Origin of the sequence: Tsukamurella sp. 1534 (assembly GCF_000312385.1) — a bacterium.
Taxonomy (GTDB): Bacteria; Actinomycetota; Actinomycetes; order Mycobacteriales; family Mycobacteriaceae; genus Tsukamurella.
Genome location: NZ_HE997628.1, coordinates 707,528 through 729,203 on the forward strand (window position 1 = coordinate 707,528; position 21,676 = coordinate 729,203).

Genomic DNA, 21,676 nt, shown 5'->3' on the forward strand with positions numbered 1-21,676 from the left:
ACGCATCGTGTGCTGTCGCCGGGGCCGGAGTCTGTGCGGGCTAGCTGGTGTGGTGCACCTCGGCCAGCTGGTAGACGGGGGTGTCGAGCCCCTCGTAGCGCGCCTTGAGCTGCAGCGCCAGGTACAGCGAGTAGTGCCGCGACTGGTGCAGGTTGCCGCCCATCATCCAGAGACCGGGCACCTGCGTCGGCTTCCACATGTTGCGCTGCTCGCCCTCCCACGGGCCGGGGTCCTTGGTGGTGTCGGAACCGAGGCCCCAGCACTTGCCCAGCTTGTCGGCGGTCTCCTGGTCCATCAGGTCGGCCGCCCAGCCGTTCATCGAGCCGTACCCGGTGGCGTACACGACGAGGTCCGCGGGGAGTTCCTGGCCGTTCTCGAGGACCACGCTGTTCTCCGTCAGGTGGTCCACCTGCCCCTTGGCCAGCTTGATCGACCCGTCGATGATCAGCCCGGCCGCGCCGACGTCGATGTAGTAACCGGAGCCGCGGCGCAGGTACTTCATGAACAGGCCGGAATCGTCGTCGCCGAAGTCCAGCTCGTAGCCGGCGTCCTCCAGCCCCTTGTAGAAGTCGGCGTCGATCTCGCGGACCTTGTCGTAGATCGGCTTCTGGAACTCGTTCATGATCTTGTACGGCAGCGAGGCGAAGATCATGTCCGCCTTGTCCGTGGTCACGCCGTTCGCGAGCGCCCGCTCGCTGTAGAGGTCGCCCAGGCCGTGCTCCATGAGGGACTCGGACTTGATGATGTGGGTCGAGCTGCGCTGCACCATGGTGACCACGGCACCGGCCTCGATCAGGGCCTTGCTGATGTCGAGCGCCGAGTTGTTGGCGCCGATGATGACGACCTTCTTGCCCGTGTAGGCGTCCGGGCCCGGGTGCTTCGACGAGTGGTGCTGCTCGCCGGCGAAGACGTCCATGCCGGGGAAGTCCGGAATGTTGGGCTTGCCCGACATGCCGGTGGCGAGGACGAGTTGCTTGGGGTGCAGGGTCAGCTTCTCGCCGTCCTTGTTCACCTCGACGGTCCACTCGCCCTTCGCCTCGTCGTACGACGCGGACAGGGCCTCGGTGCGCGACCAGTACGGCACCTCCATGACGCGGGTGTACATCTCCAGCCAGTCGCCGATCTTGTCCTTGGGCGCGAACACCGGCCAGTTGGCGGGGAAGGGCAGGTACGGCAGGTGGTCGTACCAGACCGGGTCGTGCAGGCACAGCGACTTGTAGCGGCCGCGCCACTGGTCGCCGGGGCGGTCGTACTTGTCCACGACGAGCGCGGGCACGCCCAGCTGGCGCAGCCGGGCGCCCAGTGCGATGCCGCCCTGGCCGCCGCCGATCACCAGGGTGTCGGGCTGGATGGAGTAGCCGAGCTCGGCCTCCTCCTGCTCGCGGCGCTCGGCCCACGTCGGGGCGGCGTTGTGGGCGCCGTGCACCGCGCCCATCGGGCGGTTCGCGCCGAACGACTCCTCGTGCCCCTTGAGCTCGCGGAGCGTGGTGAGCAGCGTCCACGCGCGGTCGACGCCGTCGTCGCCCCGGCGGATCCGCACGTGGCCCTTGGCCCGGCCGACGCCGGTCTCGAACCCGATGAACGCCTCGGCCACCTCGTCGCCCGACGCGGGGTCGGTCGTGACGAATCCGCTCGGGTCGGTGTCGTCGAGCCGGTCGCCGAGCATCGCGGCGATCTGGTCCCGGCCCTCGCTGGTGTGCAGGTTCCAGGTGAACGACACCAGATCGCGCCAGAAGCCCCCCGGTTCGAACAACTCGGTCACTCCGGCAACGTCGCGCGCCGCCAGCGCCGACTCGAACCGCTGCAACCAGGCGTCCACCCGCTGCTGCGGATCGGTCCCGGTGTTCACTTCCGCATCTGCGATCGCGGTCATCTGAAGCTCCTTCGGCTTGGACGTACAAAAACGTTGTGGCGTGAATCACACGCCCCGTGCGACGGGTGGGGCAAGGGTTGCGTCCGGTTGCAACCTGAGATCCGTCGAGACGCACCGGGGGAGGAATCGCGTCGCCGGGGCAGTGACCTGAGGCACAATCGACGGGTGGCACAGATTGCGGAGCCCGCGGTGGCTCTCGGCGACGACCCGCGCACGTACGCGCGGCTGCTCGCCGCTGTCTACGACGCGACGATGGCGGGCGAACGCCCGCCGGCCCGTCCGCGTGAGGTGATCGGCGAGTCCTGGCAGCGGGTCCTCGCCGCGGGCCTGCAGCCGGACGACGACGCCGGCCCGGCGATCCACTCGGCCGACCTCGCGCGGTTGCGCCGCGAATCGGGGCTCTCGGGGATGATCGAGGAGTTCGAGGCGGGGCTCGCCCCGCTGACGGACGCCGGTTCCAGCATCCTGGTCGTGTCCGACGCCGAGGGGCGCCTGCTGTGGCGCACCGGGGCGCCCCGCGTGTTGCGGCAGGCCGACCAGCTGGGTTTCGTCGAGGGCGCGGCCTGGACCGAGGGCGACGTGGGCACCAACGCGATCGGCACCGCGCTCGCATCGCGCACCGCCGTGCAGACCTTCTCCGCGGAGCACTTCGCCCGCAATCAGCACCCGTGGACCTGCTCCGCCGCCCCCATTCGAGACCGCCGGTCCGGCAAGCTGCTCGGGGTGGTCGACGTGAGCGGTCCGGCTTCGACGGTCCACCCCACCACCCTCGCGCTGGTGGCCACCGTCGCTCGGCTGGCCGAGTCCCGCCTGCACGAGTCGCATCTCGCCGGACTGGACCAGTTGCGCACCGTCGCCGCGCCCTTGCTCGCGGGGATGCGGGGCCCGGGCCTGGTCGTCGACGTGCACGGCTGGGTCGCCGCGGTCGGCGAGCTGTCACCCCGGTCGAGGGTGGGCCTGCCCGAGGTGATGGACGGGTCCCACCTGTGGCTGCCCGAGCTGGGGCAGTGCACCGTCGAACCCCTGCCCGGCGGGTGGCTGCTGCGGCCCGTGGCGGAGGAACCGCGCGCGGGCGCGACCAGGGTGACGCTGGACCTGCGGTCCGAGCGGTCGCCGTCGGTCACCGTCGCCGGGATCACCGGCGAATGGCGGCACCAACTCACCCCGCGGCACGCCGAGATCCTGACACTCCTCGCGGACGGCGCCGGGCGCACCGCGGCGCAGGTCGCCGAGGCGCTGTTCGGCGACGCGGGCCGGGTGGTCACCGTGCGCGCGGAGATCTCGCGCCTGCGGCGCGTGCTGTCCGGACTGATCGCGGCACAGCCGTACCGGTTCGCCGACCACGTCGTGGTCGAAACGCTGCGCTGACCCGGCCCGTCGCACCCGCCGAACGGGGCCGTCCCGCCGGGGCGGGAGTGCAACCCCACGCAACCTTTGCCGCGTGTGTTCCACGTCACATAGACCGGTGGTGACGACACTTCGAGAAGGGACGCACGATGGCTGGAATCGCACTGGTGACCGGGGCCGGACGGGGAATCGGGGCCGGGATCGCCCGCCGGCTCGCCGCCGACGGATTCGACCTCGCGCTCGTCGACCTCACGCCGGACGGGGTGGAGGCGGTGGCCGAGGAGCTGCGGTCGACGGGCCGTCGTGCCGCGGCGTTCACCGCGGACGTGTCGGACCGCGACGCCGTGTTCGGTGTGGTCTCCTCCTGCGTGGAGGAGCTGGGCGGTCTCGACGTGATGGTGAACAACGCCGGCGTCGCGCTCGTGGGACCGGTCTCGGATGTCACCCCGGAGGAGCTCCGGCGGTTGTTCTCGGTCAACGTCGACGGGGTGCTGTGGGGGATCCAGGCCGCCGCGGCGTCGTTCATCGACCGCGGGGTGCGCGGCAAGATCGTCAACGCCTCGTCGATCGCCGGGCACGAGGGGTTCGCCATGCTCGGCGCGTACAGCGCCACCAAGTTCGCGGTGCGGGCGTTCACGCAGGCCGCGGCGAAGGAGTACGCGACGCACGGGATCACCGTGAACGCGTACTGCCCGGGCGTCGTCGGCACCGACATGTGGGTGGAGATCGACCAGCGCTTCGCCGACCTGACCGGCGCGGCGGTCGGGGAGACCTACGAGAAGTTCGTCGGTGGCATCGCCCTCGGCCGGGCGCAGACCCCCGAGGACGTCGCGGCGTTCGTCTCGCACCTCGCCGGGCCGGACTCCGACTACATGACCGGCCAAGCGGTGCTCATCGACGGGGGCCTGGTCTACCGCTGACCGCCGGGCCTCGAGGCGCTGCGCGGCACGGAATTCGGACGAGAAGGGAGGATCGCATGACGGAAGCGGCGATGTCGGCGGGGGAGGACCCGCGGCGCTATGCGCGGCTGCTGTCGGAGGTCTACGACGCGACCATGAGCGGCACCCGCCCGCCGGCCCGCCCGCGCGGCGTGATCGGTGATTCGTGGGACCGGGTCCTCGCTGCGGGCCTCGCGCCGGATGCCGACCCGGGGCCCGCGATCGGGACGGCCGACCTCGAGCGCGGTCGCCAGGACTCCGGGCTCGCCCTGGTCCTGGAGGAACTCACCGCGGGGCTGGCCCCGGTGACCGCCGACGGCGACAACATCCTGGTGATCGCGGACCGTCGGGGGCGGGTGCTGTGGCGTTCGGGCGCGACCCGCGTCCTCTCGCACGCCGACCGGCTGGGATTCGTCGAGGGCGTCGGGTGGGCCGAGGATCAGGTGGGCACCAACGCGATCGGCACCGCCCTCGCCTCGGGCGAGCCCGTGCAGATCTTCTCCGCCGAGCACTTCGCGCGCAGCCACCACGCGTGGACGTGCGCCGGCGCGCCCATCCGGGACGTCCACACCGGCCGGATCCTCGGGGTCGTGGACGTGTCCGGCCCCGCCGCCTCCGTCCATCCGACGACACTCGCGCTGGTCTCGGCCGTCGCGCGGCTCGCCGAATCACGTTTGCGCGAAGTGCATCTCGCGGGTCTCGACCGGCTGCGATCGGTGGCCGCCCCGATGCTCGCGGGTCTCGGCCGGCCGGGCGTCGCGGTCGACGTCAACGGCTGGGTGGCGGCGGTCGGCGACCTCCCACCACGGACGAGGATCACCCTGCCCACCGACCTCGCCGGGCCGTCCGTGTGGCTGCCCGAGCTCGGGCTCTGCGCCGTCGATCCGCTGCCCGGCGGGTGGCTGCTGCAGCCGGACACGGGAGCCGGGGCGGATCCTGTCACACGGGTCACGGTGGATCTGCGCCCCGCCCGGCCGGCCGAGGTCGTGGTCGCCGGGGCGGCCGGCTCGTGGCGGTACCGGCCGTCGCCGCGGCACGCGCAGATCCTCGCCGTTCTCGCCGACGGTGCGGGGCACACTGCGGCGCAGTTGGCGCAGGCCCTGTTCGGCGACGATTCGCGCGTGGTGACGGTCCGTGCCGAGATCTCCCGGCTGCGGCGCGTGCTGTCCGGGTTGATCGCCGCGCAGCCGTATCGGTTCGCGGACGGCGTGTCCGTCGAGTTGCTGCGCTGATCCGCCCCGACCTCTAGCGTGGTCGACGTGAGCGATCCGCAGATCTTCCCCGAGGACTGGACCACCGCGCTCGTGCTCGTCGCACATCCGGACGACCCGGAGTACGGCATGGCGGCCGCCGTCGCACGGTGGACCGCGCAGGGCAAGAACGTGATCTACGGATTGGCGACCTCCGGGGAGGCGGGCATAGCGGGCATGTCCCCGGGGACGGCGGGGCCCGTGCGCGAGGAGGAGCAGCGACGGTCCGCGGCGGTCGTCGGGGTCGACGAGGTGCGGTTCTGGGGCTACCCGGATTCCGAGCTGCGCAACACCGAGGAACTGCGGACGTCGGTCGCGAAATCGCTGTCGCGCTACGACCCGGACGTGGTGATCACGCTGTGGGGCGGGCCGGACTGGGGCAACGGCGTCCCGAACCAGAGCGATCACATGGAGTTCACCCGCGCCGTGGCCCAGGTGGTCGCGGACCGCGACCTCCGCGCGTTCCAGACATCGCCGTACCCGACGCTCATCGTGGACGTGAGCGGGTACGTCGAACGCGCCGTGGAATCGCTGGCGGAGCACCGCCAGTATCTGTCTGTTCTGGACCCGCAGACCCCGGTCATCGAGCAGTCGCGGGCGCAGGTGGCGTCGGCCACCGGGCCGCGCGGCGAGTTCCGCCACGCCGTGGGCTTCCAGCCGCTGGGCTAGAGCCCATGGGCGTGCTCAGGCCGTGGCGCGGGCCGGCCGGGAGGACGATCGGCGCGCGCGGGTGCGTCTGCGGTGCGGCGGAGCGAGTGGGTCCGGGCGGTGGCGTCAGCCCAGGTGGAAGGCCTGGGTGATGTGGTTGCCGCGGCGGTGGTCGCCCACCAGGCTCGGGCGTCCGTTGCCCATCTTCACCAGCATCGCCCGGTTCTCGACGCGGGGCGCGACGGTGTCGAGCATGCGGTTGACGGTGCCGCGGATGCCGCGCTCACGGCGCGTGGCCAGCGAGAGCGGCTGGGTCATGGCGTTGGAGGTGTCGCTGTGCATATGAGGTCTTTCGGGTCGGTCCGTCGGTTCGTTACTCCTTTTGAGGGTGCCGACCGCTCCTGACCCGGGGCTGGGGGAAACCTGTGGGATCCCGACCACCCGTGTGAATAGGATTGCATGGTCGTGCATAATCATTGCATGACTGTTTCCGTGGCCATCGCGGGCGCGAGCGGATACGCCGGGGGAGAGATCCTGCGGCTGCTGCTCGGCCACCCGAAGTACGAGACCGGTGAGCTCACCATCGGTGCGCTCACCGCCGGCGGCAACGCCGGCAGCACGCTGTTCGAGCACCACCCGCACCTGCTCCCGCTCGCCGATCGCGTGCTCGAGGAGACGACCCCCGACACGCTGCGCGGCCATGACGTGGTGTTCCTCGGCCTGCCCCACGGCAAGTCGGCCGAGATCGCGGAGGCGCTGCCCCCGTCGACGCTCATCATCGACTGCGGCGCCGACTACCGGCTCAAGGACGCGGGGGATTGGGAGGCGTTCTACGGCAGCGAGCACGCGGGCACCTGGCCCTACGGCCTGCCCGAGCTCCCGGGCAACCGCGAGGTGCTCGCCGGTGCCTCCCGGATCGCCGTCCCGGGCTGCTATCCGACGGTGTCGACCCTCGCCTTCCTGCCCGCCGTCGCCGCGTCGATCGTCTCTCCCGAGATCACCGTCGTCGCCGTCAGCGGCTCGTCGGGCGCCGGCCGGTCGACGCGCGTGGACCTGCTCGCCTCCGAGGTGCTCGGCTCCGCGCGGGCCTACGGCGTGACCACCCACCGGCACACCCCCGAGATCTCGCAGAACCTGTCCGGCGTGGCGAACGCCCCCGTCGCCGTCTCGTTCACCCCGATCCTGGTCCCCATGGCCCGGGGCATCCTCGCCACCGTCTCCGCGCCCACCAGCGCGACGGCCGAGCAGGCGAGGGAGGTGTACGAGAAGGCCTACGCCGACGAGCCGTTCGTGCACCTGCTGCCCGCGGGGGTGCAGCCGCAGACCTCCTCGGTGATCGGCAGCAACGCCGTACACGTCCAGGTGGCCGTCGACGAGCGGGCAGGCCGGCTCGTGGCCACCGCCGCGATCGACAACCTCGCCAAGGGCACCGGCGGTGCCGCAGTCCAGTCCATGAACCTCGCGCTCGGCTGGCCCGAGACCGCGGGCCTGTCCACCGTAGGAGTCGCACCGTGAGCGAAGGAAACACGTCCAGCGCGGCGAGCGCCTTCAAGCTCGTTCGCACCCAGGGCGTCACGGCGCCCCTCGGGTTCAAGGCCGCGGGGATCGCGGCCGGGATCAAGGCGTCGGGGAAGCCCGATCTGGCTCTCGTGCTCAACGAGGGGCCGCACTACGCGGCGGCCGGCGTGTTCACGCGCAACAAGGTCAAGGCCGCTCCCGTGCTGTGGAGCGAGCAGGTGCTCAAGGACGGTCACCTGCGCGCCGTGGTCCTCAACTCCGGAGGCGCCAACGCCTGCACCGGGCCCGGCGGCTTCCAGGACACGCACGCCACCGCCGAGAAGGTCGCGGACGCGTTGAGCCACTGGGGAACCGACACGGGGGCCGGCGAGGTCGCCGTGTGCTCCACCGGGCTGATCGGAGACCGGCTGCCGATGGAGAAGCTGCTGGCCGGCGTCACCGAGATCGTGCACGAGATGGGCGGCGGCCTCACCGGCGGCACCGACGCGGCGCACGCCATCATGACCACCGACACCGTGCCCAAGGAGGCCGCGCTGCACCACTCCGGCGGGTGGAACGTGGGCGGTATGGCCAAGGGCGCGGGGATGATGGCGCCGTCGCTCGCGACCATGCTCGTGGTGCTCACCACCGACGTGCACGCCACGCCCGAGCAGCTCGACGAGGCCCTGCGGCACGCCACGTCGTACACCTTCGACCGGCTCGACGTGGACGGCGCCACGTCCACGAACGACACGGTGCTCCTCCTCTCCAGCGGCGCCAGCGAGAAGTCCTGCACCCAGGAGGAACTCAACGCCGCGGTGCGCGAGGTCTGCGACGACCTGGCCGCGCAGCTGCAGGGCGACGCGGAGGGGGTGACCAAGCGGATCCTCATCACCGTGACCGGCGCCGCTTCCGAGGAGGACGCGCTCATCGGTGCCCGCGCCATCGCCCGCGACAGCCTGGTGAAGACCGCGCTGTTCGGCAGCGACCCCAACTGGGGCCGCGTCATGGCCGCGATCGGCATCGCGCCGATCGAGCTGGTGCACGACAAGCTCACCGTCGCGTTCAACGGGCAGCCGATCGCCGAGAACGGCTGCGGCGTACCGGGTGCCCGTGAGGTGGACCTCGCCGGCCCCGAGATCGACGTCACCGTGGACCTCGGGCTCGGGCGCGGCACCGCGACGATCCGCACGACGGACCTCTCGCACGCCTACGTCGAAGAGAATTCGGCGTACTCCTCATGACCGCACCCGATCTCACGCCGCTCGACAAGGCCGGCGTGCTCGCCGAAGCCCTGCCCTGGCTGCTCGACTTCCACGGCAAGACGGTCGTGGTCAAGTACGGCGGCAACGCGATGGTGGACGACGAGTTGAAGCGCTCCTTCGCACAGGACATGGTGTTCCTGCGGACCTGCGGCCTGCACCCCGTCGTGGTGCACGGCGGCGGTCCGCAGATCAACGCCATGCTCACGCGGCTCGGCATGGAGGGCGAGTTCCGCGGCGGCTTCCGCGTGACCACCCCCGAGGTGATGGACGTGGTCCGCATGGTGCTGTTCGGGCAGGTCGGGCGCGAGCTCGTCGGGCTGATCAACTCGTACGGGCCGTTCGCGGTGGGCATGTCGGGCGAGGACGCGCACCTGTTCACTGCCACCCGCCGGGAGGTCGTGGTCGACGGTGCGCCCACCGACATCGGCCTGGTCGGCGACGTGACGTCCGTGAGCCCCGACGCCGTGAACGATCTCATCGCAGCGGGCCGTATCCCGGTGATCTCGACGATCGCCCCGGACGCGGACGGTGTGGTGCACAACATCAACGCCGACACCGCCGCGGCGGCCCTCGCCGAGGCGCTCGGCGCGCAGAAGCTGGTGGTGCTCACCGACGTCGAGGGCCTGTACACGAACTGGCCGGACCGGTCGTCACTCACCTCCGAGATCGACACCGACGCGCTGACGGCCCTGCTGCCGAGCCTCGACTCCGGAATGGTGCCGAAGATGGAGGCGTGCCTGCGAGCCGTGCGCGGGGGCGTCCCCACCGCGCACGTCATCGACGGGCGGGTGCCGCACTCCGTGCTCCTCGAACTGTTCACCACCAAGGGCATCGGCACCATGGTCACCGCGCCGAAAGCCTCTGAGAAGACCTGGATCTGAGAGACATGACGAACCAAGAGATGCAATCGCGGTGGAACGCCGCCGTGATGGACACCTACGGCACGCCGCCGATCGCGCTCGTGTCCGGTCGCGGCGCGGCCGTGACCGACGCCGACGGCAAGGAGTACGTGGACCTGCTCGGCGGCATCGCCGTCAACGCGCTCGGCCACGCGCACCCGAAGATCGTCGAGGCAGTCACGCGGCAGGCCTCGACCCTCGGGCACGTCTCCAACCTGTACATCAGCGAGCCCGTCGTCCGCCTCGCGGAGCGGCTCACCGAGGCCGTCGGGGTCCCCGGAACCCGCGTGTTCTTCAGCAACTCGGGCGCGGAGGCCAACGAGGCGGCCATCAAGATCGGTCGCCGCACCGGCCGCACGAGGATGGTCGCCGCCGACGGGGCCTTCCACGGCCGCACCATGGGCTCGCTGTCCCTGACGGGCCAGCCCGGCAAGCGGGAGCCGTTCGAGCCCCTCGTCGAGTCCGTGACGCACGTGCCGTACGGGGACGTCGACGCACTGCGCGCGGCGGCGGAGAACGCCGCCGCGGTGTTCCTCGAGCCGATCATGGGGGAGGGCGGCGTCGTGGTCCCGCCCGAGGGCTATCTCGCCGCCGCGCGCGCCGCCGCCACCGACGCGGGCGCGCTGCTGGTGTTCGACGAGGTGCAGACCGGAATCGCGCGCACCGGAGCGCTGTTCGCGTATCAGCGGGCCGGCGTGACGCCCGACGTGTTCACCCTGGCGAAGGGGCTCGGCGGCGGCCTGCCCATCGGTGCGACGGTGGCCGTCGGCGCCGCAGGCGAGTTGCTCACGCCCGGTCAGCACGGAACAACGTTCGGCGGCAACCCGATCGCCGCGGCCGCGGCCAACGCGGTGCTCGACGTCATCGAGTCCGAGGGCCTGGCGGAGCGCGCGGACGCGCTCGGAAAGCACATCTCCGCGTCGATCGAGGGTCTCGGCCATCCCCTCGTGACCGGCGTGCGCGGTTCGGGCCTGCTGCTCGGCATCACGCTGAACCGGCCCGCCGCCAAGGCGATCGAGACGGGCGCGCGCGATGCGGGCTTCCTCATCAACGCCGCCCAGCCCGACGTGATCCGGCTCGCCCCGCCCCTCGTCCTCACCGACGAGCAGGTGGACCGGTTCCTCTCAGCCCTGCCCCCTCTGCTCGACTCAGCCCAGGAGACACCATGACCCGCCACTTCCTCCGCGACGACGACCTGTCGCCCGCCGAACAGCGCGAGGTGCTCGCGCTCGCGGCCGAGCTGAAGGCCCAGCCCTTCTCGCGCCGTCCGCTGGAGGGACCGAAGGGCGTGGGGGTGCTGTTCGACAAGAACTCCACCCGCACCCGGTTCAGCTTCGACGTGGGCATCGCGCAGCTCGGCGGCCACCCCGTCGTGGTGGACAGCAAGTCCACGCAGATGGGCCGGGACGAGTCCCTCGCGGACACCGCCCGGGTCCTGTCGCGCTTCGTCGACGCCATCGTCTGGCGCACCTACGCGCAGGAGGGCCTGGAGGAACTGGCCCGGCACGCGACGGTCCCCGTCGTTAACGCCCTGTCCGACGATTTCCACCCCTGCCAGATCCTCGCGGACCTGCAGACCATCGCCGAGCGCAAGGGGGCCGAGGGCACTGGTTCCGTCGCCGGTCTCAAGCTCACCTACCTCGGCGACGGCGCGAACAACATGGCGCACAGCTACATGCTCGGCGGCGTGACCGCCGGGATGGACGTGACCATCAGCGCACCGTCGGGCTTCGAACCCGACGAGCGGTTCGTGGAGGCGGCCCGGGCCCGGGGGAGGGAGACCGGCGCCGAGGTCAGCGTGATCTCGGACCCCGTGCTCGCCGTGGCCGGCGTGGACGTGGTGGTCACCGACACCTGGGTGTCGATGGGGCAGGAGGACGACGGCGTCGACCGCAACGCGCCGTTCCGGCCCTACCAGATCAACGCGGAACTGCTCGCGCACGCCGATCCCGACGCGATCGTCCTGCACTGCCTGCCCGCCCATCGTGGCGACGAGATCACCGACGAGGTGATCGACGGGCCGCAGTCGGCGGTGTTCGACGAGGCCGAGAACCGGCTGCACGCGCAGAAGGCGCTCCTGGCCTGGCTGCTGGAGCGGTCGTGACCCGGGAGGAACCATGACCGATCAGCCGCTCGCCACCCGCGCCGGCCGCCAGGCGGCCGTCGTCGAGATCCTCGCCAACCATCAGGTGCGTAGCCAGGCCGAGTTGCAGGCGCTGCTCGTCCGCGGCGGGTACGAGGCGACCCAGGCGACGATCTCGCGCGACCTGGACGAGCTCGGCGCGGTGAAGCTGCGTGGCGCCGACGGCGGCACGGGAGTGTACGTGGTGCCCGAGGACGGTTCGCCGGTACGCGGCGTCTCCGGCGGCACCGAGCGGCTCTCCCGGCTGCTCGGCGAACTGCTCGTCTCCACCGACCACAGCGGCAACATCTGCGTGCTGCGCACCCCGCCGGGTGCGGCCAACTTCCTCGCCAGCGCGCTCGACCGCTCGTCGCTGCCGGAGGTGGTCGGCACCGTCGCGGGCGACGACACCGTGCTCGTCATCGCCCGCGAGCCCCTGACCGGCAAGGACCTCGCCGAGCGCCTGGTGGCGCTGGCATAGCAATGCACCGACTCTCACCAGATAGGCTCTACAACCATGTCTAAGGTTCTCTCCGCCCTGCCCGTCGGCGAACGCGTCGGCATCGCCTTCTCCGGCGGCCTCGACACCTCCGTGGCCGTCGCCTGGATGCGCGAAAAGGGGGCCGTCCCCTGCACGTACACGGCCAACATCGGCCAGCCGGACGAGCCGGACATCGACGCGGTCCCCGATCGCGCGAAGGAGTACGGCGCCGAGATCGCGCGCCTGGTGGACGTGCAGCCGCTGCTGGTGCAGGAGGGCATCGCCGCCCTGCAGACCGGCGCCTTCCACATCCGCTCGGGCGGAAAGACCTACTTCAACACCACCCCGATCGGCCGCGTCGTGACGGGCACCATGCTGGTGCGCGCCATGAAGGAGGACGGCGTCGACATCTGGGGCGACGGCTCCACCTACAAGGGCAACGACATCGAGCGGTTCTACCGCTACGGCCTCATGGCCAACCCCGCGCTGCGGATCTACAAGCCGTGGCTCGACGCGCAGTTCGTCAAGGAGCTCGGCGGCCGCAAGGAGATGAGCGAGTGGCTCGTCGCGCACGGCTTCCCGTACCGCGACTCCACCGAGAAGGCCTACTCGACCGACGCGAACATCTGGGGCGCGACCCACGAGGCCAAGGACCTGGAGTACCTCAACACCGGCGTCGAGATCGTCGAGCCCATCATGGGCGTCGCGCCGTGGGACGAGTCCGTGGCCATCCCGGCGGAGGACGTGACCGTCACCTTCGAGGCGGGCGTCCCGGTGGCCATCAACGGCGTCGAGTACACCGATCAGGTGGAGCTCGTCCGCGAGGCCAACCGGATCGGCGGCCGGCACGGGCTGGGCATCTCGGACCAGATCGAGAACCGCATCATCGAGGCCAAATCGCGGGGCATCTACGAGGCGCCCGGCATGGCGCTGCTGCACGCCACCTACGAGCGCCTGGTGAACGCGATCCACAACGAGGACACCATCGCCACGTACCACAACGAGGGCCGCCGCCTGGGCCGCCTGATGTACGAGGGCCGCTGGCTGGACCCGCAGTCGCTCATGCAGCGCGAGGCGATCGTGCGCTGGGTCGCGTCCGCGGTCACCGGCTCCGTCACGCTGCGCCTGCGCCGCGGCGACGACTACTCGATCCTCGACACCACAGGCCCCACCCTCTCGTACCACCCCGAGAAGCTGTCGATGGAGCGCGTCGGCGACGCCGCCTTCGGCCCCGACGAGCGGATCGGCCAGCTGACCATGCGCAACCTCGACATCGCGGACTCGCGGTCGCGGCTCGAGCAGTACGCCACCCAGGGCATCGTCGCGGGCGAGACCGCCGCGCTGGTGGGCGAACTCGAGCAGGGCGGTGCCGACGCCATCGTGGCGGGCGGCGAGCGGACCCCGTCGAACTTCGACGAGGTGGGCAACCACGCAGCGTTCGACCTCGGCACCGACTAGGAGACACGGTGAGCGACAAGCCTGCGGATCAGCCGTCCGATAAGCACGGCACCAACGAGGGCAGCCTGTGGGGCGGACGGTTCGCGTCCGGCCCCGCCGAGGCGATGGCCGCGCTGAGCAAGTCCACGCACTTCGATTGGGCGCTGGCGCCGTACGACGTGCGCGCCTCGCAGGCCCACGCCCGCGTGCTCAACCGGGCGGGCCTGTTGTCCGATGAGGACCTGGCGTCGATGATCGCCGCGCTCGAACAGCTCGGTGCCGATGTGGCGTCCGGCGCGTTCCAGCCGGCGGAGACCGACGAGGACGTGCACGGGGCCCTGGAGCGGGGCCTGATCGAACGCGCGGGCCCCGAGGTCGGCGGCCGGCTCCGCGCCGGGCGTTCGCGGAACGACCAGGTGGCCACGCTGTTCCGGATGTGGCTGCGCGACGCGGTGCGGCTCGTGGCGGTCGGCGTGCTCGACGTGGTGGACGCGTTCGTCGCCCAGGCGGAGGCCAACCCCGAGACGATCCTGCCGGGCAAGACGCACCTGCAGGCCGCGCAGCCGATCCTGCTCTCGCACCACCTGCTCGCGTACACGCACCCGCTGCTGCGCGATGTGCAGCGGCTGCAGGACCTGGATAAGCGGATCGCCGTGTCCCCGTACGGTTCCGGCGCGCTCGCCGGCTCCTCCCTCGGCCTGGACCCGGACGCGATCGCCGCCGACCTCGGCTTCCACTCCGCGGCGGACAACAGCCTCGACGCCACCGCGTCCCGTGACTTCGCGGCGGAGGCGGCGTACGTGTTCGCGCAGATCGCCGTCGACCTCTCGCGCTGGTCCGAGGACGTGATCCTGTGGAGCACCGCCGAGTTCGGCTACGTGACACTCGCCGACGCGTGGTCCACGGGTAGCTCGATCATGCCGCAGAAGAAGAACCCGGACGTCGCCGAGCTGTCCCGCGGCAAGGCCGGCCGGCTCATCGGCAACGTCTCCGGCCTGCTGTCGACGCTCAAGGCGCAGCCGCTCGCGTACAACCGCGACCTGCAGGAGGACAAGGAGCCGGTCTTCGACTCGGTGGAGCAGCTGCGACTGCTGCTGCCGGCCGTCGCCGGGCTCACCGCCACCCTCACCTTCCATCCAGAGCGCATGGTGGAGCTCGCTCCGGCCGGCTTCACCCTGGCCACGGACGTCGCGGAATGGATGGTGCGCCAGGGCGTCCCGTTCCGGATCGCGCACGAGGCGGCGGGGGAGTGCGTGCGTGCCGCGGAATCACGCGGCACGGGCCTGGACGGGCTCACCGACGAGGAGTTCGCCGCGGTGCACCCGGCGCTCACCCCCGCGGTCCGTGAGGTCCTGACGGTGCGCGGTTCCGTCGCCTCGCGCAGCGCGCGCGGCGGGACGGCCCCGTCGGCCGTCGCCCGACAGCTGGAGACCGTCACCGCGGCCACCGCTCCGCTCCGCACCTGGGCGGAGGCCGCCCCCGGCGCCTGACCGCCGTCCTCGCCGAAGTGAACACCGTGACGCTGCCGCCGACCTGGGCGAGCGCTCGGCGTAGCGGTGTTCAATCGGTTGCGGGGGTGGGCAGGGGGCCGGTGATGACGGACTGCAGCGGGGGCGCGGCGAGAGCGACGGCGGCGTCGGTGGGGAGCGAGGCGAGCGGCTCGAAGCGCATCACGTAGCGGGCGACGATGAGCCCGAACACCTGCGCCACCATCAGATTCGCGCGCAGCAGCCCGTCGCCCGTCCGCGCGTCCATGCGTTCGATGAGCTCGGGGAGCGCGATCTCCAGAAGGAAATGGCGCACGAGCGCGGGGTCACCGTCGCCGCCGAGGTGGGTGCGGACCAGCGCGAGGCCCGCGTCCTGCATCGGGCCGTCCCACATGGTCAGCAGCGCCGTGAGCAGCGCGCGGGCGGTGTCCTCGAGACGTGCCTCGCGGAGCGGCTCCCGTACCACTTCGGGATCGACGGGGATCGCCAGCGCCGCCAGGTACAGCTGCTGTTTGGTCCCGAAGTAGTGGTGCACCAGGGCGGGATCGACCCCCGCCTCGTCGGCGATCGCGCGGACCGTCGTGCCGGAGAGGCCGCCGCGCGCGAATCGGGCGCGCGCGGCGGCGAGGATCTCGGCGCGGGTGTCCGGACTGCCGCTCCGGCGCCCCGTCCGGCGGACGCTCACGCGACCCGACGGGGCAGCGTCGCCGCGGCGAGACCGAGTCCGGCGACGGCGAACGCCGCGACCACCGAGAGCGAGACCCACATGGTGGAGGTCGGTGCGGCGTGCGCGCCGACCTCCTGGAGTGCCTTGACCGCGTAGGTCATCGGCATCACGTCGGAGATCGCCTCGAGCCACCCGGGCATCTGCTCGCGCGGGACGAGGAGGCCGCACAGGAAGATCTGGGGCACCACGACCACCGGCATGAACTGCACGGCCTGGAACTCCGTGCGTGCGAACGCGCTGCACAGCAGGCCGAGTGCCACACCGAGCCAGGCGTCGACCACCGCGATGAGAACCACGAGCCACACGCTGCCGGCCGTGGTCATGCCCAGCAGGTAGGCGGCCACCGTGGTCGCGATCGCGGCTTGGGCGGTGGCGGCCACGGAGAACGCCGCGGCGTAGCCGAGCAGCAGGTCGGCTTTGGCGAGGGGGGTGGTGAGCAATCGCTCGAGCGTGCCCGAGACCCGCTCGCGTTGCATCGCGATCGAGGTGACGATGAACATCAGAGCGAACGGCAGGACGCCGAGGAGCACGAGTGCCACGCGGTCGAACAGCAGTGCGCCGCCGGGTGAATCGCGGTACAGGAAGTACAGGAGGGTGAGCAGCAGCGTGGGGACCACGACGATCATCGCGATCGTCCGGGGATCGGCCTTGAGTTGCCGGAGCACGCGGACGGCGGTGGCGCCGGTGATGGTGGGATTGAGGATCGCCGAGGTCATGCCGCTTCCTCCTGCTTGCGGACGAGCGCGAGGAACGCGTCGTCGAGGGTGGGGGCCCCGGTGCGCTCGGTGAGTTGCGCGGGGGTGAGTTCCTCGATGAGCCGGCCCTCGCGCAACAGGATGAGCTGCGCGCAGTGGGCCGCCTCGTCCATCACGTGGCTCGACACCACCAGGGTGGTGCCGCTCGCCGCCATCGCGGAGAAGCGTTCCCACAGTTCGGCTCTCAGGAGTGGATCGAGGCCGACGGTGGGCTCGTCGAGGATGAGCAGTTCGGGGTGCGCCACCAGGGCGCAGGCGATGCTGACCCGGGAGCGCTGCCCTCCCGAGAGGGCGTCCGCCCGCCGGTCGGTGAACGGTCCCAGGCCCACGGCGGCCACGGCGTCGGCGACGTCGGTCCTCGCGGTCGCACGGCGGTCGGGGTAGAGCGCGGCGAAGTAGGCGACGTTCTGCTCCACGGTGAGGTCGCCGTAGACGGCGGGGGATTGTGTCACGTACCCGACGCGGGAGCGCAGTGCCGCGGAACCGGCCGGGCTGCCGAGGACCGTCGCGGTGCCGCCGGTGATCCTCTGCGCGCCGACGATCACGCGCATCAGCGTGGTCTTTCCGCAACCGGACGGCCCCAACAGGCCGGTGATCTCGCCGGCCGGGATCTCGGCGTCGATGTGGTCGAGCACCGTGTTGCCCGACCGCACGACGGTGAGCTCGTCCAGGGTGATGGCGCTGGTCATGGGCGTCTCCTGAAATTCACTGAGCGATGAATTCATTACATGATGAATTGTGCGCCCGGCGGGCGTCCGACGTCAAGCCCCGGCGCCGGGCGTCGACGGTGCGGGGCTCGGCGGCGCTGTGCCGATGTGGGAGTGGATCGGCGACGGCGCGACCTCGTTCAGCTCCTGAACGTGTTCTCGTTTCCGGTCGCGCGCCGGAGAATCCTGGATAACATCGAGGGATGACCGCTGAACGTACCGTGCGCGATCTCATCGACGCGCCCCGCGAATCCGCCCCCGCCGAACTGGCCGCGCTGTTCGCCCGGCTCGAGCCCGTGACCATCGACTTCCTCCTCGGCGACTGGCGCGGCGGGGAGCTGCGGTCCGGGCATCCGATGGACGGGGCGCTCGGCAGGGCGCGCTGGTACGGCAAGAGCTTCCGCTCCGCGAACGACGTGCAGCCGCTCGTCTGCCTCGATGAGGAGGGGCGCAAGTACTCCAACGTCGATCTGGGCAAGGGCGAGGCGAGCCTGCGCGACGTGGAGTTCGAGGGGCGCGTGACGGCCTCGATGATCTACGACGGCCAGCCGGTGATCGACCACTTCGTCAAGGTGGACGACGACACCGTCATGGGGATCATGACGGGGAAGAAGCTGCGCGCCCCGTACTTCTACTTCTATCTGGAGCGAGACGACGGGCCCGCCGCGTCCGGCGGCTGCCTGGAGGCGGACCGGTGAACCGCACCGTCGCCCACGTGGTCGCGGAGCAGGGCGCCGCACCCTCGCCCCTCGACGTCGATATCCCGGACCCGACCGGCCATCAGGTGCTCGTGCGGATCGCCGCGGTCGGGGTCTGCCACACCGATCTCACCCTCGCCGCGCAATGGCCCGAACAGGGCCTCCCCGTGATCCTCGGGCACGAGGGCGCCGGGGTCGTCGAGGCGCTCGGCCCCGATGCGACGGGGCTCGCCGTCGGCGACCGGGTGTGCCTCACCTTCGACAGCTGCGGCACCTGCGAGTTCTGCGCCGGCGGGACGCCGGGCTACTGCGAGCAGGCGATCGTGCGGAATTACCTGGGGACGCCGGGTATCCGGGCGGGGGAGACGCCGGTGACCGGCGGGTTCTTCGGCCAGTCCAGCTTCGCGGGCCTCGCGCTCGCCACCGACCGGAACGTGATCCCGATCGGCGACCTCCCCTTCGACGTCGCGGCGCCGCTCGGCTGCAGCGTCCAGACCGGGGTCGGCACCGTGACCAGGGCGCTGGCCGTCCAGCCCGGGCAGTCCGTCGTCGTGTTCGGAACCGGCGCCGTGGGGCTCGCCGCGGTGATGGGGGCGAAGCTCGCCGGGGCGGAGACGGTCGTCGCCGTGGACCCGCGGGCGGACCGTCGCGAACTGGCGCTCTCGCTCGGTGCGACGCACGCGGTCGAGGCGGGCTCGCAGGCCGCGCAACAGGTGATCGAGGCGACGGGCGGCGGCGCGCACGCCGCGGTGGACACCACGGCGCGACCGGACGTCCTGACTCAGGCGGTTCTCGCCCTGCGTCCACGCGGGGCGCTCGCGGTGGTCGGCCTCGGTGCCGCGGCCGCCGAGTTGCCGGTCATGCTGATCATGACGCGGGGGCTGCGTGTGGTCGGCGTCATCGAGGGCGATTCGGAACCGTCGGAGTTCCTGCCCGAGTTGGCGCGGGCGGTGCGCGAGGGCAGGCTCCCGGTGGACCGGATCGTCGCCTCCTTCACCGATTTCGACGAGGCGTGGGCCGCGGCGAAGGAGGGGGCGGTGGTCAAACCGGTGTGGCTGCCGGGCGCGTAGGTAGCATGTCGGAATGGCCATCGACGCGACGCTGCTGAAGATCCTCGCCTGCCCGCAGGACAAGGGACCGCTGGTGTACGTGCCCGACGAGCTGTTCTACAACCCCCGCCTGCGCCGGGCGTACCCGATCGAGGACGGTCTGCCCGTGCTGCTGATCAGCGAGGCCCGCGACGTGGCGCCCGAGGAGCATGACGCCATCCTGGCGCGCGCGGCTGGCTGAGCACCCGCTGCGCGCTGCGCAGCTGGTGCTCGGTTCGACCCTGGTGGCCGGCGGCGTCCGGGCGCGGATCGTCGAGGTGGAGGCCTACGGCTCGCCGGAGGGCGGGCCCTGGCCCGATCCGGCCGCACACACCTACCCGGGGCCGACCCCGCGCAACGAGGTCATGTTCGGTCCGCCCGGGCATCTGTACGTGTACCTGTCGTACGGCATCCACCTGTGCATCAACGTCACGGCCGGCCCCGATGGCACGGGGAGCGGGGTGCTCATGCGTGCGGCGGAGATCGTCGACGGAGTCGACCTGGTACGGGAGCGTCGTGGTGTGCGCGACCCCGATGCCCGGCTCGCGGCCGGTCCCGGCCGTCTGGGACAGGCGATGGGGATCACCTTGGCGGACAAGGGGACCGACCTTCTGGAACCCGCATCCGCGATTCGCCTGGAGGTGGCCGCCCGACGGGGCCCGGTGGCCTCCGGTCCGCGGATCGGGATCAGCAAGGGCGTCGAATCGCCGTGGCGGCTGTGGTTGGCGGGGCATCCTTCGGTCAGCCGGTGACGGGCGCTACGTCACAATGGTGGGGTGAGTGCTGACATTCTCGACGAACTGTCCTGGCGCGGCCTGATCGCGCAGTCCACCGACCTCTCCGCCCTGCGGGAGCGGCTCGAGAAGGGAAGCCTCACCCTCTATGCGGGCTTCGATCCCACGGCCGCCTCCCTACACGCCGGCCACCTGGTGCAGTTGCTGACGCTGCGCCGGTTCCAGGAGTTCGGCCATCGGCCGATCCTCCTGGGTGGAGGTGCGACGGGCCAGGTCGGCGACCCGCGCGATGTGGGCGAACGCGTCCTGAACTCGGTGGACACCGTCGCTGAGTGGGCGTCGCGCATCGACGGGCAGCTGCGTCGCTTCGTGGACTTCGACGCGGCGGACAACGGCGCGATCCTGGTCAACAACCTGGACTGGCACGGGAAGATGAACGTGCCCACCTTCCTGCGCGACGTGGGCAAGCACTTCTCCATCAACGTGATGCTTGCGCGGGACACGGTGAAGCGCCGGCTCGACACCGACGGGATCAGCTACACCGAGTTCAGCTACATGCTGCTGCAGGCGTACGACTACGTGGAGCTGTCGCGCCGGTACGAGTGCGAGCTGCAGATCGGCGGTTCCGACCAGTGGGGCAACATCGTCTCGGGCGTGGACCTCAACCGGAAGATCGACGGTAGGCACGTGCACGCCTTGACGACGCAGCTGGTCACCTCGTCCGACGGGAAGAAGTTCGGCAAGTCGACGGGCGGCGGCTCCCTCTGGCTCGACCCGGAGATGACCACGCCGTACGCCTGGTACCAGTACTTCGTGAACACCGCGGACGCCGACGTGATCCGCTACCTGCGCTGGTTCACCTTCCTCACCCGCGACGAGATCGCGGAGCTGGAGCGGGAGACGGCGGAGGCGCCGCAGAAGCGCACCGCGCAGAAGCGGCTCGCGGCGGAGATGACCACGCTGGTGCACGGCACCGAGCACACCCGCGCCGCGGAACTCGCGTCGCAGGCGCTGTTCGGCAGGGGCGAGCTGGGCGACCTCCCGGAATCGACGCTCGCCGCCGCGCTCGAGGAGGCATCCGTGGTGGAGGTGGGGGAGGGCGATCCCCGCACCATCGTCGATCTGCTCGTCGGTTCGGGACTCACCGAGTCCAAGGGGGCCGCACGTCGTGCCGTCAAGGAGGGCGGCGCGTACGCGAACAACGCGAAGATCGAGTCCGAGGAATGGGAACCCGCCGCCGCGGACCTCCTCCACGGGCGCTGGTTGGTGCTCCGTCGTGGCAAGAAGTCCTTTGCGGGAGCCCGTTTCACCTGATTCCTGCTGGTCATGACCACTGAGGCCGGTCCGACGCTCTGTTCGGACCGGCCTTTGTGCTGCGGATCACATCGATGGGATTTCCCGCCACTCAGCGTCTCGGAGCATCCTGACCTGCGCAGATGAACACCACGTTACGGCCTGACCTGCGGATTTGATTCTCCGTTCCACGGTGCGTAACTTATTCGAAGTCAGCGAGACACGGACCAGGACGGGGCCGAAAAGCCCAGGTCAGGACGGGGAAATCGCAGACATGGCTTCGATCGAGGAGCCGGCCCCGGTTTGACACCGAGACCACTTCCGATCTAAGTTAGAACGGTTGCTCCGAGCGAGTCGCTTTGACAAGCGGAACGCGAAGATGTAGCCTGGACAGCCTGCGAAGGTGCGGATCACTCCAGATGGAGTGGTC

General features: G+C 71.1%; 22 protein-coding genes. 17 read left to right on the plus strand and 5 right to left on the minus strand.

The genetic code is table 11. The annotated features are described in order from the left end of the window. Nucleotides 1-40: 40 nt before the first annotated feature. Nucleotides 41-1,873, minus strand: a complete 1,833-nt coding sequence (locus BN39_RS21455; RefSeq protein WP_019204510.1) for an NAD(P)/FAD-dependent oxidoreductase — start codon at nucleotides 1,871-1,873, stop codon at nucleotides 41-43. 165 nt (nucleotides 1,874-2,038) lie between these two features. Between BN39_RS21455 and BN39_RS21460 the strand changes: the two genes are divergently transcribed. The 4 genes from BN39_RS21460 (at nucleotide 2,039) to BN39_RS21475 (ending at nucleotide 6,077) form a co-directional block, all read left to right on the plus strand. Then, complete coding sequence (locus BN39_RS21460; protein WP_040768812.1) at nucleotides 2,039-3,241, plus strand: helix-turn-helix domain-containing protein; 1,203 nt, start codon at nucleotides 2,039-2,041, stop codon at nucleotides 3,239-3,241. 128 nt (nucleotides 3,242-3,369) lie between these two features. Next, complete coding sequence (locus tag BN39_RS21465; RefSeq protein ID WP_040768814.1) at nucleotides 3,370-4,140, plus strand: acetoin reductase; 771 nt, start codon at nucleotides 3,370-3,372, stop codon at nucleotides 4,138-4,140. 56 nt (nucleotides 4,141-4,196) lie between these two features. Further along, a complete protein-coding gene (locus tag BN39_RS21470; protein ID WP_019204513.1) occupies nucleotides 4,197-5,390 on the plus strand; it encodes a helix-turn-helix domain-containing protein in 1,194 nt (397 codons plus the stop codon). A 27-nt stretch (nucleotides 5,391-5,417) separates the two neighbouring features. After that, complete coding sequence (locus tag BN39_RS21475; protein ID WP_040769120.1) at nucleotides 5,418-6,077, plus strand: PIG-L deacetylase family protein; 660 nt, start codon at nucleotides 5,418-5,420, stop codon at nucleotides 6,075-6,077. Nucleotides 6,078-6,182: 105 nt separating this feature from the next. Here the strand turns inward: BN39_RS21475 and BN39_RS21480 are convergent, their stop codons facing one another. After that, nucleotides 6,183-6,398: a hypothetical protein gene (locus tag BN39_RS21480; protein WP_019204515.1), complete on the minus strand. Its 216-nt coding sequence runs from the start codon at nucleotides 6,396-6,398 to the stop codon at nucleotides 6,183-6,185. Nucleotides 6,399-6,536: 138 nt separating this feature from the next. Between BN39_RS21480 and argC the strand changes: the two genes are divergently transcribed. From argC to argH, 8 genes are read left to right on the plus strand one after another with little or no spacing between them, the layout of a single operon-like run. Beyond that, nucleotides 6,537-7,571 carry an N-acetyl-gamma-glutamyl-phosphate reductase gene (argC, locus tag BN39_RS21485; protein ID WP_081586226.1) on the plus strand — a complete coding sequence of 345 codons (1,035 nt, stop codon included), beginning with the start codon at nucleotides 6,537-6,539 and terminating at the stop codon, nucleotides 7,569-7,571. After that, nucleotides 7,568-8,797 (plus strand): bifunctional glutamate N-acetyltransferase/amino-acid acetyltransferase ArgJ, encoded by a 1,230-nt coding sequence (argJ, locus tag BN39_RS21490; protein WP_019204517.1) that lies wholly within the window; start codon nucleotides 7,568-7,570, stop codon nucleotides 8,795-8,797. Before argC ends, argJ begins: the two co-directional genes overlap by 4 nt. Then, on the plus strand, nucleotides 8,794-9,699 hold the full coding sequence (gene argB, locus BN39_RS21495) for an acetylglutamate kinase (RefSeq protein ID WP_019204518.1): 906 nt from the start codon (nucleotides 8,794-8,796) through the stop codon (nucleotides 9,697-9,699). The genes argJ and argB overlap by 4 nt, the downstream gene beginning before the upstream one ends. Before the next feature lie 5 nt (nucleotides 9,700-9,704). After that, entirely contained in the window at nucleotides 9,705-10,886 is a 1,182-nt protein-coding gene (locus BN39_RS21500; protein ID WP_040768815.1) for an acetylornithine transaminase, read from the plus strand. Next, nucleotides 10,883-11,821, plus strand: coding sequence for an ornithine carbamoyltransferase (gene argF / locus BN39_RS21505; protein WP_019204520.1), 939 nt, complete (start codon nucleotides 10,883-10,885; stop codon nucleotides 11,819-11,821). Before BN39_RS21500 ends, argF begins: the two co-directional genes overlap by 4 nt. A 13-nt stretch (nucleotides 11,822-11,834) precedes the next feature. After that, nucleotides 11,835-12,320, plus strand: coding sequence for an arginine repressor (locus BN39_RS21510; RefSeq protein ID WP_019204521.1), 486 nt, complete (start codon nucleotides 11,835-11,837; stop codon nucleotides 12,318-12,320). Between the two features lie 36 nt (nucleotides 12,321-12,356). Further along, a complete protein-coding gene (gene argG, locus BN39_RS21515; protein ID WP_019204522.1) occupies nucleotides 12,357-13,778 on the plus strand; it encodes an argininosuccinate synthase in 1,422 nt (473 codons plus the stop codon). A gap of 8 nt (nucleotides 13,779-13,786) precedes the next feature. After that, nucleotides 13,787-15,247, plus strand: a complete 1,461-nt coding sequence (gene argH / locus BN39_RS21520; protein ID WP_019204523.1) for an argininosuccinate lyase — start codon at nucleotides 13,787-13,789, stop codon at nucleotides 15,245-15,247. A 70-nt stretch (nucleotides 15,248-15,317) separates the two neighbouring features. Here argH and BN39_RS21525 read toward each other — a convergent pair whose 3' ends face one another. Genes BN39_RS21525 through BN39_RS21535 form a run of 3 tightly spaced genes read right to left on the minus strand, consistent with a single transcriptional unit; the run spans nucleotide 15,318 to nucleotide 17,415 of the window. Then, nucleotides 15,318-15,929: a TetR family transcriptional regulator gene (locus BN39_RS21525; RefSeq protein WP_019204524.1), complete on the minus strand. Its 612-nt coding sequence runs from the start codon at nucleotides 15,927-15,929 to the stop codon at nucleotides 15,318-15,320. Continuing rightward, nucleotides 15,926-16,687 carry an ABC transporter permease gene (locus BN39_RS21530; RefSeq protein ID WP_019204525.1) on the minus strand — a complete coding sequence of 254 codons (762 nt, stop codon included), beginning with the start codon at nucleotides 16,685-16,687 and terminating at the stop codon, nucleotides 15,926-15,928. Before BN39_RS21530 ends, BN39_RS21525 begins: the two co-directional genes overlap by 4 nt. Further along, nucleotides 16,684-17,415, minus strand: a complete 732-nt coding sequence (locus BN39_RS21535) for an ABC transporter ATP-binding protein (RefSeq protein ID WP_019204526.1) — start codon at nucleotides 17,413-17,415, stop codon at nucleotides 16,684-16,686. Before BN39_RS21535 ends, BN39_RS21530 begins: the two co-directional genes overlap by 4 nt. 221 nt (nucleotides 17,416-17,636) lie before the next feature. On the opposite strand from BN39_RS21535, the gene BN39_RS21540 reads away from it, so the two are divergent. From BN39_RS21540 to tyrS, 5 genes are read left to right on the plus strand one after another with little or no spacing between them, the layout of a single operon-like run. Further along, nucleotides 17,637-18,131 (plus strand): DUF4334 domain-containing protein, encoded by a 495-nt coding sequence (locus tag BN39_RS21540; RefSeq protein WP_019204527.1) that lies wholly within the window; start codon nucleotides 17,637-17,639, stop codon nucleotides 18,129-18,131. Further along, the gene (locus tag BN39_RS21545; RefSeq protein ID WP_019204528.1) at nucleotides 18,128-19,201 is read left to right on the plus strand and encodes an NAD(P)-dependent alcohol dehydrogenase; all 1,074 of its coding nucleotides are present in this window, start codon (nucleotides 18,128-18,130) and stop codon (nucleotides 19,199-19,201) included. Before BN39_RS21540 ends, BN39_RS21545 begins: the two co-directional genes overlap by 4 nt. Before the next feature lie 13 nt (nucleotides 19,202-19,214). Then, nucleotides 19,215-19,421, plus strand: a complete 207-nt coding sequence (locus tag BN39_RS21550) for a Trm112 family protein (RefSeq protein WP_019204529.1) — start codon at nucleotides 19,215-19,217, stop codon at nucleotides 19,419-19,421. Then, a complete protein-coding gene (locus BN39_RS21555; RefSeq protein WP_019204530.1) occupies nucleotides 19,390-19,971 on the plus strand; it encodes a DNA-3-methyladenine glycosylase in 582 nt (193 codons plus the stop codon). Before BN39_RS21550 ends, BN39_RS21555 begins: the two co-directional genes overlap by 32 nt. A 24-nt stretch (nucleotides 19,972-19,995) precedes the next feature. After that, on the plus strand, nucleotides 19,996-21,267 hold the full coding sequence (tyrS, locus tag BN39_RS21560; RefSeq protein ID WP_019204531.1) for a tyrosine--tRNA ligase: 1,272 nt from the start codon (nucleotides 19,996-19,998) through the stop codon (nucleotides 21,265-21,267). Nucleotides 21,268-21,676 lie beyond the last annotated feature (409 nt).